This window comes from Croceicoccus naphthovorans (assembly GCF_001028705.1).
Classification (GTDB): Bacteria; Pseudomonadota; Alphaproteobacteria; order Sphingomonadales; family Sphingomonadaceae; genus Croceicoccus; species Croceicoccus naphthovorans.
In genome coordinates, this window is the sequence record NZ_CP011770.1 from 932,609 (window position 1) to 948,264 (window position 15,656).

Genomic DNA, 15,656 nt, shown 5'->3' on the forward strand with positions numbered 1-15,656 from the left:
TCGATGCACGGGGCGTTGAACACGATCCTGACCCAGCGATTGGGCTGCCGCGTGCCGGTACTGCAGACCGCGATGGGTTGGGTGGCAACGCCAGAGCTTGTCGCGGCGTCGAGCAATGCCGGTGCGTTCGGGTTCCTCGCGGCGGCGGTGATGTCACCCGACGAGGCGCGCGAGGCCATTGCACGGACGCGGGCGATTACCGAACGCGACTTCGGCGTGAACTTCCACATGTTCCAGCCCGGCGCGAAAGAGATCGTGGAGATCGTGATCGCCAACGCCGACCGTGTTCGTGCGGTCAGTTTCGGGCGCGGCCCCGATGCCGCGATGATCGCTCGGTTTCGTGATGCCGGCATCCTGTGCATCCCGACCGTCGGCGCGGTGAAGCATGCGCGCAAGATGGTCGACCTTGGTTGCGACATGATCACCGTACAGGGCGGCGAAGGCGGCGGGCATACGGGCAGCGTGGCCACCACGGTCCTCTTGCCGCAAGTGCTGGATGCGGTCGATGTGCCGGTCATCGCGGCGGGCGGCATGGCCGATGGGCGCGGGCTGGCGGCGGCATTGGCCTATGGCGCGGTGGGCATTGCGATGGGCACACGGTTCTTGATGACGCAGGAGAGTCCACTGCCGAGCGCGCCCAAAGCGGCCTATCTAGCCGCCGGGACCGACCAGATCGCGGTGACTCGTAAGGTAGACGGTATTCCGCAGCGGATGATCGTGAACCCGCTGCTGCGCCGGATCGAGCAATCGGGGCGGATTGGCATGTGGGGCCGGGCTATCACGGCGGGCATGGAGATGAAACGCCAATCGGGCATGGGCTGGCGCGATGTTCTCGCCACGGCTCGGTCGATGACCAGTCACGGCGAAATGCCGCTATCGCAGGCGATGATGGCCGCCGCCGCGCCGATGCTGATTCAGAAGGCCATTGTCGATGGCGATGTCGAGGAAGGGCTGATGGCCACCGGTTTGGTTGCTGGGCGGCTGGTCGATCTGCCGACATGTGCCGAACTGGTCGATCGGATCGTAGGGCAGGCCACCGACCGACTGAACGCCATCACGGGCGGTTCGAATATTCAGGAGACTATGTGATGCCGGTACGCTGCACCATCAAGGATCGCATCGCAGAGATCGTTTTCGACCATCCCCCGGTCAACGCGCTGGACAGCGCAGGCTGGAATGCGGTGCCCGACATCGTGACAGAGGCGGCGCGCAATCCGCAAGTGAACTGCCTGTTGATCCGGGCCGAAGGGCGCGGCTTCTGCGGCGGTGTCGACATCAAGGAGATGCAGGCCCACCCGGACCGGATCGTCGCGCTCAATCGCGGCAACTATCGCACGTTCAAGGCGATCCGCGATGCCGAGGTGCCGGTCGTTTGCGCCGTGCACGGCTTTGTGATCGGCAGCGGTATCGGCGTTTGCGGTGCATCCGATACGTTGATCGCATCCGAAGATGCGTACTTCTCTCTGCCGGAAGTCGACCGGGGGGCGATGGGCGGGGCGAGCCACCTGTTGCGCATGTTCCCGCTGCACAAGGTCCGCGCCGCCTTCTTCACCGGCGGTATTATCCCGGCGCAGGAGGCCTATCGGCTGGGCGCGGTGGAACAGGTTGTCCCTCGCGAGGAACTGGAGGCGGCGGCGCGGGCGTTTTGCGCGCGCATCGCCAGCAAGAGCCGCAAGGCTCTGGTTACCGCGAAGGAAGCGCTGAACGGGTTGGAGCCGCGCGACGTCGACCAAGGCTATCGCTGGGAACAGGGCTTTACGCTGGAGATGTACCTGCACCCCGATAGCCAGACCGCACGCGATGCCTTTGTAGAAACCAAGGACGCGGCGAAATACTGATGGACTTGCGCTACACCCCCGAACAGGACGCTTTCCGCGCTGAAGTACGTGCGTGGCTGGCGAATAACGTACCGTCCGAACCCCTAGAGCATTACGATGCGAGTGCCGAAGGTTTCGAAGCCCATCGCCGGTGGGAGTCCACCTTGAAGCAAGGTGACTGGGGCATGGTCACTTGGCCACGTGAATATGGCGGGCGCGGGCTGGACCTGATCCAGTGGCTGATTTTCGAAGAAGAATACTACCGCGCCAAGGCACCGGGTCGGGTCAACCAGAACGGCATCTTCCTGCTGGGCCCGACATTGATGGAATTCGGCACCGATGAGCAGAAGCAGCGGTTTCTGCCCCCGATGGCCAGCGGCGCGGAAATATGGGCGCAGGCATGGTCCGAACCGATGGCGGGCAGCGATCTGGCCGGCGTACGCGCCACCGCGACGCGCGACGGTGACGACTATATCCTCAACGGGCACAAGATATGGTCCAGCCGCGCAGTCTTCGCCGACTGGGCCTTCGGCCTGTTCCGCGCGCCGGGCAGCGAGCGGCATCAGGGGATGAGCCTGATCTTCTTCCCCCTTGATGCCCCCGGCGTGACCCGCAACGCGATCCGCAAGATCAACGGACACGTCGGGTTTGCCGAGATTTTCCTGGAGGATGTGCGCGTGCCCGCGTTCAACCGGTTGGGTGACGAGGGGCAGGGTTGGCACGTCTGTATGGCGACTGCCGGGTTCGAACGCGGCCTGATGCTGCGCAGTCCCGCACGCTATCAGGTCGCGGCGGCGGAGCTGGCGAAGCTTTGGGAGTCGCGGAAGGCCGAACTCGACACCGATCCGGCGCTGGAGGCGGAGGTCGTTCGCGCCTTCATGAATGCCGAGGCTTATGCACTAAGCATCTATCAGACCGCCTCAGCTTTGATGGCGGGGGCGACGATCGGGCCAGAGGCGTCGACAAACAAGATATTCTGGTCGGAACTAGACATCCACTTGCACCGGACCGCCTTGGCTCTGCTGGGCCCGCAGGCGGAGTTGTTGAGCGAACCGGGCGCGCACGACTGGATCGACGACTACATATTCGCGTTGGCCGGGCCGATCTATGCCGGATCGAACGAGATCCAGCGCAATATCATTGCCGAGCGGATGCTTGGCCTGCCGCGCAAGTAGGAGGCAGGTATGGACTTCACGCTTAACGACGAACAGCGCATGTTTTCCGAAACGGCACGACAGCTGTTCGCCAATACCTGCACGCCCGAAGACTGGCGTCGCCAGATGGAAAGCGGTTCGCCGATCGAGGCGGATCGCTGGGCGGCGATTGCGGAAACCGGGCTGACAGGCGTGCTGCTGCCCGAAGACGCTGGCGGGCTTGGTCTGACCGAACTCGATTTCGCGATGATCGCCGAGGCGGCGGGCTATTACGCCTTGCCCGATCCGCTGATCGAAAGCGCCGGGATCGCGGCGCCGTTGCTGGCTGCGGCGATGCCGGATGCGAAAGTTTTGTCCGACCCTTCGGCAATTGTGGCGATCGCGCATCCGATCAACCCGTTGGTTTCCGATGCGGAAGCGGCGCAGGTCATCGTGGCCACGAAAGACGGCGACAGTTGGCTGGTTGAACGCGACGATGCGCGGCTGACAAGGCGGCAGAGCATCGACCCGTTCCGTCACCTCTACAGCCTCGATTTCGATACTTTGAAGGCCGTGCAGTTGCCCGAAACGGACTGGGATATTGCGCTGGACAGGGGCGCACTGTTCGCTGCGGCGCAAGGGCTGGGCTTGGCGCAGCGGGCCGTCGATCTGGCGGTTGAATATGCGAAACAGCGGCAGCAGTTCGGCAAGCCCATCGGCACGTATCAGGCGGTGAAGCACCACCTTGCCAGCGCGCAGGTCGCCATCGAGTTCGCCCGGCCGGTCGTGCTGGCCGCGGCGGCAGATTTTGCGGCGGGCGACAGGCATTCGCGGGCGCGGATCAGCCACGCCAAGATCGTTGCGCTGGAGGCCGCGGACGCGGCGGCGCGGACGTCAATTCAGGTCCATGGCGCGATGGGATATTCGTGGGAAGTGGACGTGCACCTGTTCCTGAAACGCGCGCTGGCGCTGACCAATTCGTGGGGCACGCCGGTCTTTCACCGCAGGCGGATCATGGCGCGGATAAAATCTGAGCCGTTGGGGCCGGACCGAACCTTCGCGCGGGATGGCGTGGAAGCTTGATCCTTCGAAAAGCGGTGTAAATGCCGCCTCATCATCGCATCGATAAGGCTTCGGCAATCGACGCACAGATCACGCGCGCCTAGCGTGGTACCTTACCGCGAAACAGAAAGTGACGATCCAGCCGCCGATGAACGATATCCTGATCGATAGAGATGAGCTTGATTTTCTTCTGTGGGATTGGTTGGGTCTTCAAGACGTGCTCGACCGATCGGGCAGCGAGGTCGACCGCGAAGCCGCAGACGCGATCCTGGCCATGTCGCACAAGTTGGCTCGCGATTCCTTCCTGCCACTCTTCAAACTGACCGACGCGAACGAGCCAGTGCTGGAGGCTGGCGAGGTTCGGGCCCTTCCGCAAATCGGTGAGGCTTTGCGCGAATATGCCTCGCTCGGCCTGTTCGCCGCCGGTTTTTCCGAGGATCACGGCGGGTTGGGCATGCCCACCCTGCTGTCCAGCGGATCGCTGCTACAGTTCTTTGCCGCCAGCCTTGCAGTATCGGCTTATCCGATGCTGACCGTGGCGAATGCGCGCCTGCTGACTACCTTTGGCAGTGCCGCGCAGATCGAAACATTCGCCATGCCGCAAATCGCGGGCGAATGGTTCGGCACGATGTGCCTTTCCGAACCGCAGGCCGGTTCGAACCTTGCCGACGTAGCCACTCGCGCGATGCCGGATGGAGAAGATGGGTTGGGTGCGCGCTATCGCCTGTTCGGTAACAAGATGTGGATTTCGGGCGGGGATCACGATCTGGCTGGCAACATCGTGCATCTCGTGCTGGCGAAAATACCCGGCGACGATGGACAGGTCGGCGCCGATACGCGCGGCATTTCTCTGTTCGTCGTTCCGAAATTCCTGCCCGATGGAGCGCGCAACGACATCGTCGTGACTGGCCTCAATCACAAGCTGGGCTATCGCGGCACAACCAATTGCGTGCTTGCCATCGGGGAAAGCGGCTCGCCGGTGGCTGGGGGCGATGGTGCGCTTGGCTGGTTGGTCGGTGAGCCGGGACAGGGCCTGCCGCAAATGTTCCAGATGATGAACGAGGCGCGGCTGAATGTCGGCATGGGCGCTGCGGCGGCCGGCTATCGCAGCTATCGCCATGCCAGCATCTATGCCCGCGAACGTTTGCAGGGCAGCCCGATCGGCGCGGTTGCTAAAACTTCGGGGCCGATCATTCGCCACCCGGACGTTCGCGATATGCTGATGGCCGCAAAATGCTATGGCGAGGGGGCGCTGGCGCTGGTGCTCTATTGCGCGCGTCTGGTCGATACGGCGAAGCACGATCCCGCCGATGATGCGCTGCTTTCCTTGCTGACGCCGGTTGCCAAGACGTGGCCATCGGAATGGGGTCTAGCGGCGAACGACATCGCGATCCAGATTCACGGGGGATATGGCTATACTCGCGACTTTGATGTCGAGCAGTTGTGGCGCGACAACCGTTTAAACCCGATCCACGAAGGCACGACCGGCATTCAGGCGCAGGACCTTGTCGGGCGCAAGATCCGCAAGGACAAGGCGGGGGCATTCGATCGGTTGGGCGACCTGATCGCTGCAACCGTCGCGGCATCGGTCGATACGGCGATGGCGGCGCAAGGCGCGCAGCTTGGGGAGACATGGGACAGGATCGCGGCGGCGGTGGCGCAGTTGCGCGAATGCGACGCGGCGGCGGCCAACGAAAATGCCACCGGCTTCCTTCGCGCGTTCGGGCACGTCGTTGTTGCGTGGCAATGGCTGGACCGCGCGTTGCTATGCGTCGATGCCGCTGCGGAGGACCGGGTGCGCGCGGCGAAGCCTTGGGCCTGTCGCTACTTTTTCGAACGCGAACTGCCGCGGATCGGCGCATGGCTCGGGCCGATAGAGGGCGAAAGCCGATTGCTCAGCCAGATGAACGAAGATTACCTTTAGGACATTGAAAACAATGAAAATCGATCTGACAGGACAGGTTGCCATCGTCACCGGCGCAGGGGGCGGTCTGGGGCGTGAATATGCGCTGCTATTGGCGCGGCGCGGTGCGAAGGTCGTGGTCAACGACCTTGGTGGCGGACGCGATGGGCGCGGCGGCGGCAATGCGATGGCCGATGCCGTGGTTGCGCAAATAGAAGCCGCTGGCGGGACCGCGATGGCGAACGGCGCAAACGTCACCGACTTCGATCAGGTGCGCGAGATGGTTGCCAAGGCAAAGGAAGCGTGGGGGCGGGTCGATATCCTCGTCAACAATGCGGGCATCTTGCGCGACCGCACATTCGCAAAACTGGATCTCGACGATTTCCGCGCGGTTCTGGAAGTCCACCTGATGGGCTCTACCAACTGCACCAAGGCGGTTTGGGACACGATGCGAGAGCAGGCCTATGGCCGCATCGTCCTGACCACGTCGTCATCGGGCCTCTACGGCAATTTCGGTCAGTCGCATTACGGTGCGGCAAAGTTGGGGCTGGTCGGCCTGATGAACACGCTCCGGCTGGAAGGTGCGAAATATGGCGTGCGCATCAACTGTCTCGCCCCGTCGGCGGCCACGCGGATGACCGAGGACATCATGGACGAAGCGACGTTCGAAGCGTTATCGCCCGCCAGTGTCGCGCCCGGCGTATTGGCGCTCTGTTCGCAGCAGGCGCCCGACGGCATCGTCATGTGCGCAGGGGCAGGCAGTTTTGAGCGTGCCTATATCACGCTGACCAAGGGCGTGTTCGTGGGGTCGGGCGAGGATGCGGCGGAGCGGTTGCTGGCGCAGTTCGATACAATGTCCGACCGTGACGGCGAAGTCGTTCCCGCTGCCGGGCCGGAACAGTCGATATATGAGGCGAAGGTGTTTCAGGCTGCGGCCAAGGAAAGGCTTCCCGCCGATGGCTGAGCAGGATCGCGGCGCGGCGGAAATCCGCGAGGGGTTCGCGTTCGATCAGGCGCGACTGGAAACCTGGATGCGCGAAAATGTCGACGGGTTCGCCGGTCTGCGCGGCGTTCAGCAGTTCAGTGGGGGGCAATCGAACCCGACGTACCTGCTGCTGGGGCAGGAACGCGACTATGTTCTGCGTCGCAAACCGCCGGGCCCGCTGCTGAAAGGGGCGCACGCGATCGAGCGCGAATTCCGCCTGATCAGCGCGCTACACCCGTCGGGTTTTCCGGTACCGCAACCGCGTGGACTTTGCGAAGATGCGGATGTCATCGGCACCGCGTTTTACATCATGGACCACGTGAAAGGTCGCAATTTCTGGAACACCGCGTTCCCGGAAGTGCCGCGTGAGGATCGGGCCGCCTATTTCGATGCCATGAATGCGACGATTGCGCAGTTGCATACCATCGATCCCGTTTCGGTGGGTTTGGGCGATTACGGCAAGGCGGGCAATTACTTCGAACGCCAAATCGGCCGCTGGTCGCGCCAGTATCTTGGCGACGAAGAGGCGGGGCGGGTGCCGGCGCTGGATGCCCTGATCGAATGGCTGCCCGCGAATATTCCGCCGGGTGACGATACGTCGATCGTTCACGGCGACTTTCGCTGCGACAACCTGTTGTTCCATCCGACCGAGCCGCGCGTTGTCGCGGTGCTGGATTGGGAGCTTTCGACCCTTGGCCACCCGCTCGCCGATTTCGCCTACCACCTGATGGTCTATCGCATGCCGCCGGGCTTTTCGACCGGCCTGCTGGGCATCGATCTGCAAGCGGAAGGGATCCCCAGCGAGGCGGACTACATCGCCGCCTATTGCCGCAGGACGGGGCGCGACCGGATCGATCGGCTCGATTTCTATCTGGCGTTCAGCCTGTTTCGGCTGGCCGCGATTATCCACGGCATCAAGGGGCGGATGTTGCGCGGCAACGCCAGTTCTCCCGATGCGGCGAAGGCGGTTGCTCAGCTGGATTCGGTTGCCGAACTGGCCCTGGCGCAGATCGGCACCAGCGCCTGACGCATCGCACAGGTTAAAAGAAAAGCGGCCGGTCTCAAGGCGAGATCGACCGCTTTTTCGTGTGCCCCGTCGGAGCGCCAGGTCAGAGGATAGTCTCCTTATGTCGCGTCAGCACGACCCGGACCAGGAACAGGGCGGATGCCACCACCATAACGCCGCCAACCACCACGAAGGCACCGTGAATGCCGAAGGCATGGCGCAGCGGGGCCACGATCAGCGGATTGATGAAGTGGCCCATGAACATGCAGGTCATCTTGAAACCCACCGCCGTATTGCGTTGACGGGCGTTCACCCGGTCCAAAAGGCGCGCGAGGAAGAAGGGCGATGTCAGGCCTGCGCCAACCCCTTCGATCAGGGTCCAGAACAGGATCATCTCATAGGTATTGGATAACGCGATCCCGATAAACCCGATGCCCATGGCACTGGCCGACAGCACCAGCGTGCCGCGACCCAGCTTGGCGTAGATCCACCCGAAGGCCATCGCCGACAGGACCGATACGAATGCCGAAAGGGCCGGAACACGCGAGATCAGGACGGCGCTCTCGATCCCGTTTTCGCGCAGGAGGAATGGCACCTGAAACGACGGCATTGTGTGCGCCGCGGTCATCAGCATGACGAACAGGAAGATCGGCCAAAGCTGAAACAGCGAGAACCGTTCCGCCGATTGCGGGTGATGCGCGATCTTTATCGGCTTGTCGAAGGCGATCAGCGCGATGAACAGCGTGGAGAGCGGGAACAGGAACATCCACGAAGGCGCACGCCAGCCGTACATGTCGGCCAGCCAACCGGCCAACAACATCGTGCCGACCGTGCCCGACGATCCAACCGCCTGCCGCAACCCGATCAGGCGCGAACGCATTTTGCCGGTAAACTGCGCGGCAAGGATGCTGGTAATCACGACATCGCTGGCCCCGGCGGTTAGGCCAAGGAAAAAGCGGTTGGCCAGCAGCAGGTAGAAATCATCGATGATCAGCTGCGCCAAGCCAGTCAGGCAGCACAGGCCGAGCGACACGAACAGGGTCGACCGCAGGCGGCTTTCCCTGACGATCCAGCCCGCGATAATGCCCGAAAAAGCGATGCCGACGGGGCCGATCGTGACGAGAATCTGAGCGTTCAGGACATCGTCGCCGCTGCCGCTGAAATAGTCCGAAATCATCGGCAGAACGGGGACGACGGTGGTGAAAACCATCGTGGTTTTGACCGCGCCGGTCAGCAGGAAGGCGATGATCAGGTACCGGCGCCATGCCGCAATATCGGGCTCGGGTGCCGTCGTTACCGCATCGGGTTGTTCCGATCGCGGCGAAGCTGGATCAGCCATGCTCTCTCCACATGATATTGTCGTGGCCGCGTACGGCTGACATTGGAACGGTCAGCATGGACCGCTGGCGTGGCCAGTCAAATCCTTGCTTGGCATGTGAGCGATGACCAATTTCGAATGGCTCCGCCCGCCATGTCATTCAGTCCTTGAAACGCTTGTACTCCAGCCGGGCGATAGCGCGGTTGTGCACTTCGTCGGGGCCGTCGGCAAGCCGCAAGGACCGGGCCAGCGCATAGGCCGCGGCAAGCGGGAAACCATCGCTGACCCCGCCGCCGCCGTGGGCCTGAATGGCATCGTCGATCACTTTCAGCGCCAGTGCCGGACCTGCCACCTTGATCATCGCGATTTCGCGTTGGGCCGCTTTGTTGCCGACCTTGTCCATCATGTCCGCCGCCTTCAGGCAGAGCAGCCGCGTCATTTCGATCTGCGTGCGCGCCTCGGCGATGCGTTGTTCCCAGATCGACTGCTGGGCGATCGGCTTGCCGAACGCGACGCGCGACAGAAGGCGCGGGACCATGTGATCGATCGCCATTTCGGCAAGTCCGATGGCGCGCATGCAGTGGTGAATGCGTCCGGGGCCCAATCTGCCCTGCGCAACCTCGAACCCGCGTCCTTCGCCCAGAACCATGTTGGAGACGGGCACGCGGGCATTGTCGAATGTAACCTCGCAGTGGCCATGCGGAGCATCGTCGTATCCAAAGACGGGCAAGGCGCGTCCGATGGTCACGCCAAGGGTGTCGACGGGAACCAGCAACTGGCTGTGCTGGCGATGCCGCTCTGCGTCGGGATTACTGCGACCCAATACGATCATCAGCTTGCAACGCGGGTCGCCCGCGCCCGAAATCCACCATTTGCGCCCGTTGACGACATAGTCGTCGCCATCGCGTTCAATCCGCGTTTCGATATTAGTGGCATCGGAACTGGCGACATCGGGCTCGGTCATTGCAAAGGCAGAGCGGATTTCGCCCGCCATCAAGGGAGCCAGCCATTGCGCCTTCTGTTCCGGCGTGCCGTAGCGATGGAGTACTTCCATATTGCCCGTATCGGGCGCCGAGCAGTTGAAGACCTCCGAAGCCCAAGGGATGCGTCCCATCTCCTCAGCACAAAGCGCGTAGTCCATGTTGCTAAGGCCCGCGCCGTGGAATTCGGGCGTGTCATGATCGGGTGAGGGCGGCAGGAACAGGTTCCAAAGCCCCGCCTCTTTCGCCTTGGCCTTCAAGTCCTCGATCACCGGCAGCGCGCGCCATCGCGTCTCGCCATCGGCCAGCTCGGCACCATAACGATTTTGGGCTGGAACGACTTCTGCTTGCATGAAGGCGCGCACGCGGTCGCGCCATTCCTGCTGCTTGGGTGAAAGATCGAAGTCCATGCCGCTCCCTTTTTGTCCGTTTGTCTTATGCCGTGGCGTGTGCCGCAGGGCGTGTCGAATACGCAAGGTCGATGGCTGTGATCGAAATACGGCAATTGCCTGCTGCCGGATAATGTGGGGACTTTGGGGGCGCTCGCCCGATCTCACGCCGGGATCGGTCCGCCGGGCCAACCACTGACCTTTTCCGGGAGAAACGAAAATGGACGAAGCCGCGAAGAAAACCGCGCTGCGCATGATTCCCTATGGCATCTATGTGCTGACCGCCAAGGACGCCGACGGCAAACCTTATGCTTCCACGATCAACTGGGTGACGCAGACTTCGTTCTCGCCGCCGTTGATCGCAATCGCGATGAAGGCGGATTCGGGCAGCTATGCCGCGCTGAAGACGACCGGATCGGCCGTGCTGAACGTTCTGGGCAAAGGCCAGCAGGGCGCGGCATTCACATTCTTCAAGCCCGCCGAACTGGCCGACGGCAAGCTTTCGGGAGAGGCGATCCACGATGCCGCCAACGGTGCGCCCGTGATCGAAAGCGCCGCCGCTGCGGTTGAGTGCAAGCTGGTGACGACAGTCGAACAGGGCGACCATCATGTGATGATCGTGGAAGTTACCGACGCCAAGGTCATGCGCGAGCCTGAAGGCCGCGCAGACGAGGCGGTTCTGGAGATGAAGGACCTTGGCGAGAAGGTCTTCTACGGCGGCTGATACCTATTGTGCGCGTCGGGCATGGGCGATTTGCGCCCCGGCCCGGCGGCGCGATGCCGGATAGCGACACGCCTGATCGTCCAACGGTATTGGGCAGCGCGCCGGGCAGACGATACCAGATCAGAACAAACGGGGCCGCAATCGGGCCGACGAAGTGGAGGATTTCTTGCGCGAGGCACTGATCGTTTCAACGGCACGGACACCCATAGGCAAGGCCTATCGCGGTGCATTCAACGATACGGAGGCACCTCGTCTTGCCGGGCACGCGGTCAGCCATGCCGTCTCGCGGGCAGGCATCGATCCGGCGCGTGTCGAGGACGTGATCATGGGCTGCGCCGCTCAGCAGGGGACGCAGGGATACAACATCGGGCGTCTGGCCGCAGTGGCCGGTGGTTTGCCGGAAAGTGTTGCGGGCATGTCCGTGGACCGCCAGTGCGCGTCGGGCCTTATGGCTATCGCTATCGCGGCCAAACAGATCATCGTCGACGGGATGGACTTCGCCATCGGCGGCGGGGTCGAATCGATAAGCCTGACGCAAAACAAGCACAAGAACAGCTATCGCAGCGTCTCGCAGGCCGTGTTGGAACACAGCCCCGAAATGTACATCCAGATGATCGAGACCGCCGAACTGGTTTCCGAACGCTATGGCGTCAGCCGTGAGGCGCAGGACGCCTATGCCGCCCAAAGCCAGCAACGCTATGCCGAGGCGCTGGCAGAGGGCCGCTTTGCCGACGAGATCGTGCCGATGCCGTCGGTAAAGCAGGTGACCGACAAGGAAACAGGCGAGACTTCCGCCGTCGAAACGCTGCTGGAAAACGATGAAGGCGCGCGGGCCGGGACGACGGCGGAAAGCCTGAGCAAACTGAACCCGGTCTGGTCGGGCGGCAAACTGGTCCCGCAGGGGCATTTCGTGACTGCAGGCAACGCCAGCCAGCTTTCGGACGGCGCATCGGCATCGCTGCTGGTGGATGCGAAAGTGGCGGAAGCAGAAGGGCTGACGCCGCTGGGCGCCTATCGCGGAATCGCCGTCGCCGGGTGTCCACCTGAGGAAATGGGCATTGGCCCGATCTATGCCGTGCCGAAGCTGCTGCAGCAGCATGGCTTGTCGGTCGACGACATTGGCCTGTGGGAATTGAACGAGGCGTTTGCCGCGCAAGTCCTGCCGTGTCGAGACCGGCTGGGGATCCCGGACGAAAGGCTCAACGTCAGCGGCGGCGGTATCGCCATCGGCCACCCCTTCGGCATGTCGGGCGCGCGGCTGGTCGGTCATGCGCTGATCGAAGGGAAGCGTCGCGGCGCGCGGTACGTGGTCGTCACGATGTGCGTGGGCGGCGGCATGGGCGCGGCCGGATTGTTTGAGGTGTTGTGATGGTGGAAACGATGGTCAGGCCGGTGGAAACGTCAATCGCGAGTGCCGAGGAAATCATCGACGATGCCCGCAACGGGCGGATGTTCATCCTTGCCGACGATGCTTCGCCCGAAAACGGTGCGCATCTGGTCATTCCTGCGCAAATGGGTACCCCCGCTGCGGTCAATTTCATGGCGCGTTATGGCAGGGGGCTGGTCTGTCTCGCCTTGACCCGGCGGCGTTCGGTCGAACTCGGGCTCGATATGCAGGCCCGCGAGGTGCGTGACGACGACAACGCCTATGCCGTGTCGATAGAGGCGGCGACGGGCGTTTCCACCGGCATTTCGGCGGCGGACCGGGCGCGGACGATCGCTGTCGCCATCGACGGCAACGCCACCGCGGACGATATCGTGACGCCGGGGCACATGTTCCCGGTAATTGCCCGTGATGGCGGCGTGCTGGTGCGCGCCGGTGCGGCAGAGGCGGCCGTCGACATTGCGCGGCTTGCGGGCCTTAATCCTTCCGGGGTTATCTGTGCGATCATGCGTGAGGATGGCAATCTGGCGACACTGGAATGCCTTGGCGGTCTGGCGGCGGAGCATGACCTGCGCGTTGGCACGATCAGCGACCTGATCGCCTATCGCCGTCGTTACGATCACCTCGTCAAACGCCGGGCCGAACTCGATTTCGTCAGTCAGTGGGGCGGCGAGTGGAAGGCGATCACCTTTCAGAACACCGTCAACAACACAGAGGCGATCGCCCTGATCAAAGGTCCGATCGACACCAGTGGCCCAGTGCATGTGCGTATGCATGTGCAAACCCCGTTCGCCGACGTGCTGGGCGAACTTCGTGAGGGGCATTCCAGCATGATCCAGCGTGCGATGACCCGCATTGGCGAGGTCGGCAGCGGGGTCGTGGTCCTGTTGTCCTCACCCGCGCCCGATCTTGCCAGCCGCGTGATCGAGGCGCGTCAGACGGGCCGCGAAGACAGCGCCGGGCGCCGCGTGGAACTGCGCGAATACGGAATCGGGGCCCAGATCCTGAACGACCTGGGCATCACGCGGATCACGCTGCTGACCAATCGGTCGCACAATCTGGTGGCTCTTGCCGGACACGGGATCGCGATCGAGGGCGAGGATCCCCTGCCCCTGTCTTGACGGGAACAGGATTCCGCTTCATCCTTACAAAGATTGAAAAGTTAGAGTCGGAGAGGTTAATCGATGGAAGATATTTTGATCCGTGGCGGCACGATCGTTGACGGCACCGGAGAATCCGCGTTCAAGGGCGATATTCTGGTCCGCAACGGCAAGATCGAAACCATCGCCGATAGCATCGAACCCAAGGGCGAAGAACGAGTGTACGATGCGACCGGTTGCGTGGTTTCGCCCGGTTTTATCGAACCGCACACCCACATGGACGCGGTGATGTGGTGGATGCCCAGCCTCGATCCGCTGCCCGGCTTCGGTGTCACAACTTCGGTCATCGGCAACTGCGGGTTTACGGCTGCGCCCGTTTCCCCCGATCCGAAGATCCGCGAAGAAATGGTCAATATCTTCACCTTTTTCGAAGAGGTGCCGAAGCAGCCCTTCCTCGACCGGTTGCCTTGGGACTGGAGCACCTGGCCCGAGTATCGCCATTCGATGGAGAAGAATTCCCCCGCGTCGACCAACATCGCCGCCTATGTCGGCCACATCGCGATCCGGCTTGCCGTGATGGGCATGGATGCGTGGGAACGCGTCGCGACGCCCGCCGAGGTCGCGAAGATGTGCGATCACCTGCAGAAGGCGATCGATGCCGGCGCGCTGGGCATGTCTTCGAACCTGATGGACCATGACAGCAAGGACCGCCCGGTCCCCAGCCTTGTCGCCGACGATGCCGAATGGAGCGCGTTGATCGGCGTTCTGGCCGACAATCCGGGTAGCCAGCTTCAGGTTATCCTCGACACCTTCTTCCACCTGAAGGCCCCCGAACAAATGGAGCGCCTTGGCAATCTGTGCCGCGGGCGCGGCGTGCGCGTGCAGCTGGCAGGCGCGGGCGGCCTGCTCCGTTTCCAGGACGATATCCGCGACAAGATGTGGAAAATCACCGAGCGGCAGCGTGAGGAAGACCTCGACTTTTGGCCCAGCTTTGCGCACGTGCCGCCGACGACGGCGCTGAATTTCTTCAGCAGCTCCTCGTTCGCGCAGGCCAACGAATATGTCTGGCACGATGTCATTCAGGCCAAGACCGAAGAGGAAAAGCTGGCACTGCTGCGCGACCCCGATTTCCGCGAACGCGCCCGCGACAGCTGGGATAACAAGGCATTCAAGCAGTCTTTGGTCTGCAACCCGCAGTCGATGCTTCTGCTCGAGTCCGAGAACGGCACCGGGCCGCTGGGCCTCTCGCTCAAGGAGCTGGCTGAACAGCGCGGCGTGCATCCGTCCGATGCGCTGGCGGACTGGGTTCTCGACAACGGTATCAATTCCATCGTCAACCGTACGCCGCACGCGATGGCGCATGACCAGACCGTGGAAATGCTCAAGACCGACAAGACCGTCGGATCGATTTCGGACGCGGGCGCGCATGGCCAGATGCTGTGCGGCGGTGGCGAGAATATCCTGCTGCTGACCGAGTTTCTCGACCGCAAGGACCTGACGCTGGAAGAGGCGGTCTATGCGCTGACCGGCAAGCAGGCGCTGCACTTCAACTTTGTCGATCGGGGCGTGTTGAAGGAAGGGCTGGCCGCCGATATCGCCGTGTTCAACCTTGACGAGATCGAACCGCGCGACCTGAAGCGCGTGCACGATGTGCCCGATGGCAAGGGCGGCATGACCTGGCGTTTCAGCCGCGATGCCGCGCCGATGCGCCTGACGCTGGTCAACGGCGTGCCCACTTTCGACAAGGGTGCCTATACCGGCGAATGTCCGGGCAAGTTCGTCAGCCCGGAAATCCGCCAATCGGCACAGACCGAGGCGGCCTGATCGGGAATGCCCGACGCGGGCGAGGAGAGGA

The 15,656-nt window shown here is 62.8% G+C and carries 13 protein-coding genes; 11 read left to right on the top strand and 2 right to left on the bottom strand.

Annotation, left to right across the window (positions count from 1 at the left end):
* The first annotated feature begins 3 nt into the window (after positions 1 to 3).
* From AB433_RS04805 to AB433_RS04835, 7 genes are all read left to right on the top strand, one after another.
* Positions 4 to 1,089 (top strand): NAD(P)H-dependent flavin oxidoreductase, encoded by a 1,086-nt coding sequence (locus AB433_RS04805; RefSeq protein WP_047820139.1) that lies wholly within the window; start codon positions 4 to 6, stop codon positions 1,087 to 1,089.
* Entirely contained in the window at positions 1,089 to 1,838 is a 750-nt protein-coding gene (locus AB433_RS04810; protein WP_047820140.1) for an enoyl-CoA hydratase family protein, read from the top strand. Before AB433_RS04805 ends, AB433_RS04810 begins: the two co-directional genes overlap by 1 nt.
* On the top strand, positions 1,838 to 2,992 hold the full coding sequence (locus AB433_RS04815) for an acyl-CoA dehydrogenase (RefSeq protein ID WP_047820141.1): 1,155 nt from the start codon (positions 1,838 to 1,840) through the stop codon (positions 2,990 to 2,992). The genes AB433_RS04810 and AB433_RS04815 overlap by 1 nt, the downstream gene beginning before the upstream one ends.
* Before the next feature lie 9 nt (positions 2,993 to 3,001).
* A complete protein-coding gene (locus AB433_RS04820) occupies positions 3,002 to 4,033 on the top strand; it encodes an acyl-CoA dehydrogenase family protein (RefSeq protein WP_047820142.1) in 1,032 nt (343 codons plus the stop codon).
* Positions 4,034 to 4,160: 127 nt separating this feature from the next.
* Positions 4,161 to 5,936, top strand: coding sequence for an acyl-CoA dehydrogenase family protein (locus tag AB433_RS04825; protein ID WP_047823342.1), 1,776 nt, complete (start codon positions 4,161 to 4,163; stop codon positions 5,934 to 5,936).
* A 13-nt stretch (positions 5,937 to 5,949) separates the two neighbouring features.
* Positions 5,950 to 6,879 (top strand): SDR family NAD(P)-dependent oxidoreductase, encoded by a 930-nt coding sequence (locus AB433_RS04830; protein WP_047820143.1) that lies wholly within the window; start codon positions 5,950 to 5,952, stop codon positions 6,877 to 6,879.
* Complete coding sequence (locus AB433_RS04835; protein ID WP_047820144.1) at positions 6,872 to 7,927, top strand: phosphotransferase family protein; 1,056 nt, start codon at positions 6,872 to 6,874, stop codon at positions 7,925 to 7,927. The genes AB433_RS04830 and AB433_RS04835 overlap by 8 nt, the downstream gene beginning before the upstream one ends.
* A gap of 82 nt (positions 7,928 to 8,009) precedes the next feature.
* Here the strand turns inward: AB433_RS04835 and AB433_RS04840 are convergent, their stop codons facing one another.
* Positions 8,010 to 9,245 (bottom strand): MFS transporter, encoded by a 1,236-nt coding sequence (locus AB433_RS04840; RefSeq protein WP_047820145.1) that lies wholly within the window; start codon positions 9,243 to 9,245, stop codon positions 8,010 to 8,012.
* Between the two features lie 139 nt (positions 9,246 to 9,384).
* The gene (locus AB433_RS04845; RefSeq protein ID WP_047820146.1) at positions 9,385 to 10,614 is read right to left on the bottom strand and encodes an acyl-CoA dehydrogenase family protein; all 1,230 of its coding nucleotides are present in this window, start codon (positions 10,612 to 10,614) and stop codon (positions 9,385 to 9,387) included.
* Positions 10,615 to 10,813: 199 nt separating this feature from the next.
* Here AB433_RS04845 and AB433_RS04850 point away from each other — a divergent pair, with 199 nt between their 5' ends.
* The 4 genes from AB433_RS04850 to AB433_RS04865 all read left to right on the top strand — a co-directional run bounded on the left by AB433_RS04850 (position 10,814) and on the right by AB433_RS04865 (position 15,625).
* Complete coding sequence (locus tag AB433_RS04850; protein WP_047820147.1) at positions 10,814 to 11,317, top strand: flavin reductase family protein; 504 nt, start codon at positions 10,814 to 10,816, stop codon at positions 11,315 to 11,317.
* Positions 11,318 to 11,483: 166 nt separating this feature from the next.
* Positions 11,484 to 12,686: an acetyl-CoA C-acyltransferase gene (locus tag AB433_RS04855; protein WP_047820148.1), complete on the top strand. Its 1,203-nt coding sequence runs from the start codon at positions 11,484 to 11,486 to the stop codon at positions 12,684 to 12,686.
* The gene (locus AB433_RS04860; protein ID WP_047820149.1) at positions 12,686 to 13,822 is read left to right on the top strand and encodes a 3,4-dihydroxy-2-butanone-4-phosphate synthase; all 1,137 of its coding nucleotides are present in this window, start codon (positions 12,686 to 12,688) and stop codon (positions 13,820 to 13,822) included. The genes AB433_RS04855 and AB433_RS04860 overlap by 1 nt, the downstream gene beginning before the upstream one ends.
* A 63-nt stretch (positions 13,823 to 13,885) precedes the next feature.
* Entirely contained in the window at positions 13,886 to 15,625 is a 1,740-nt protein-coding gene (locus tag AB433_RS04865; RefSeq protein ID WP_047820150.1) for an N-acyl-D-amino-acid deacylase family protein, read from the top strand.
* Positions 15,626 to 15,656 lie beyond the last annotated feature (31 nt).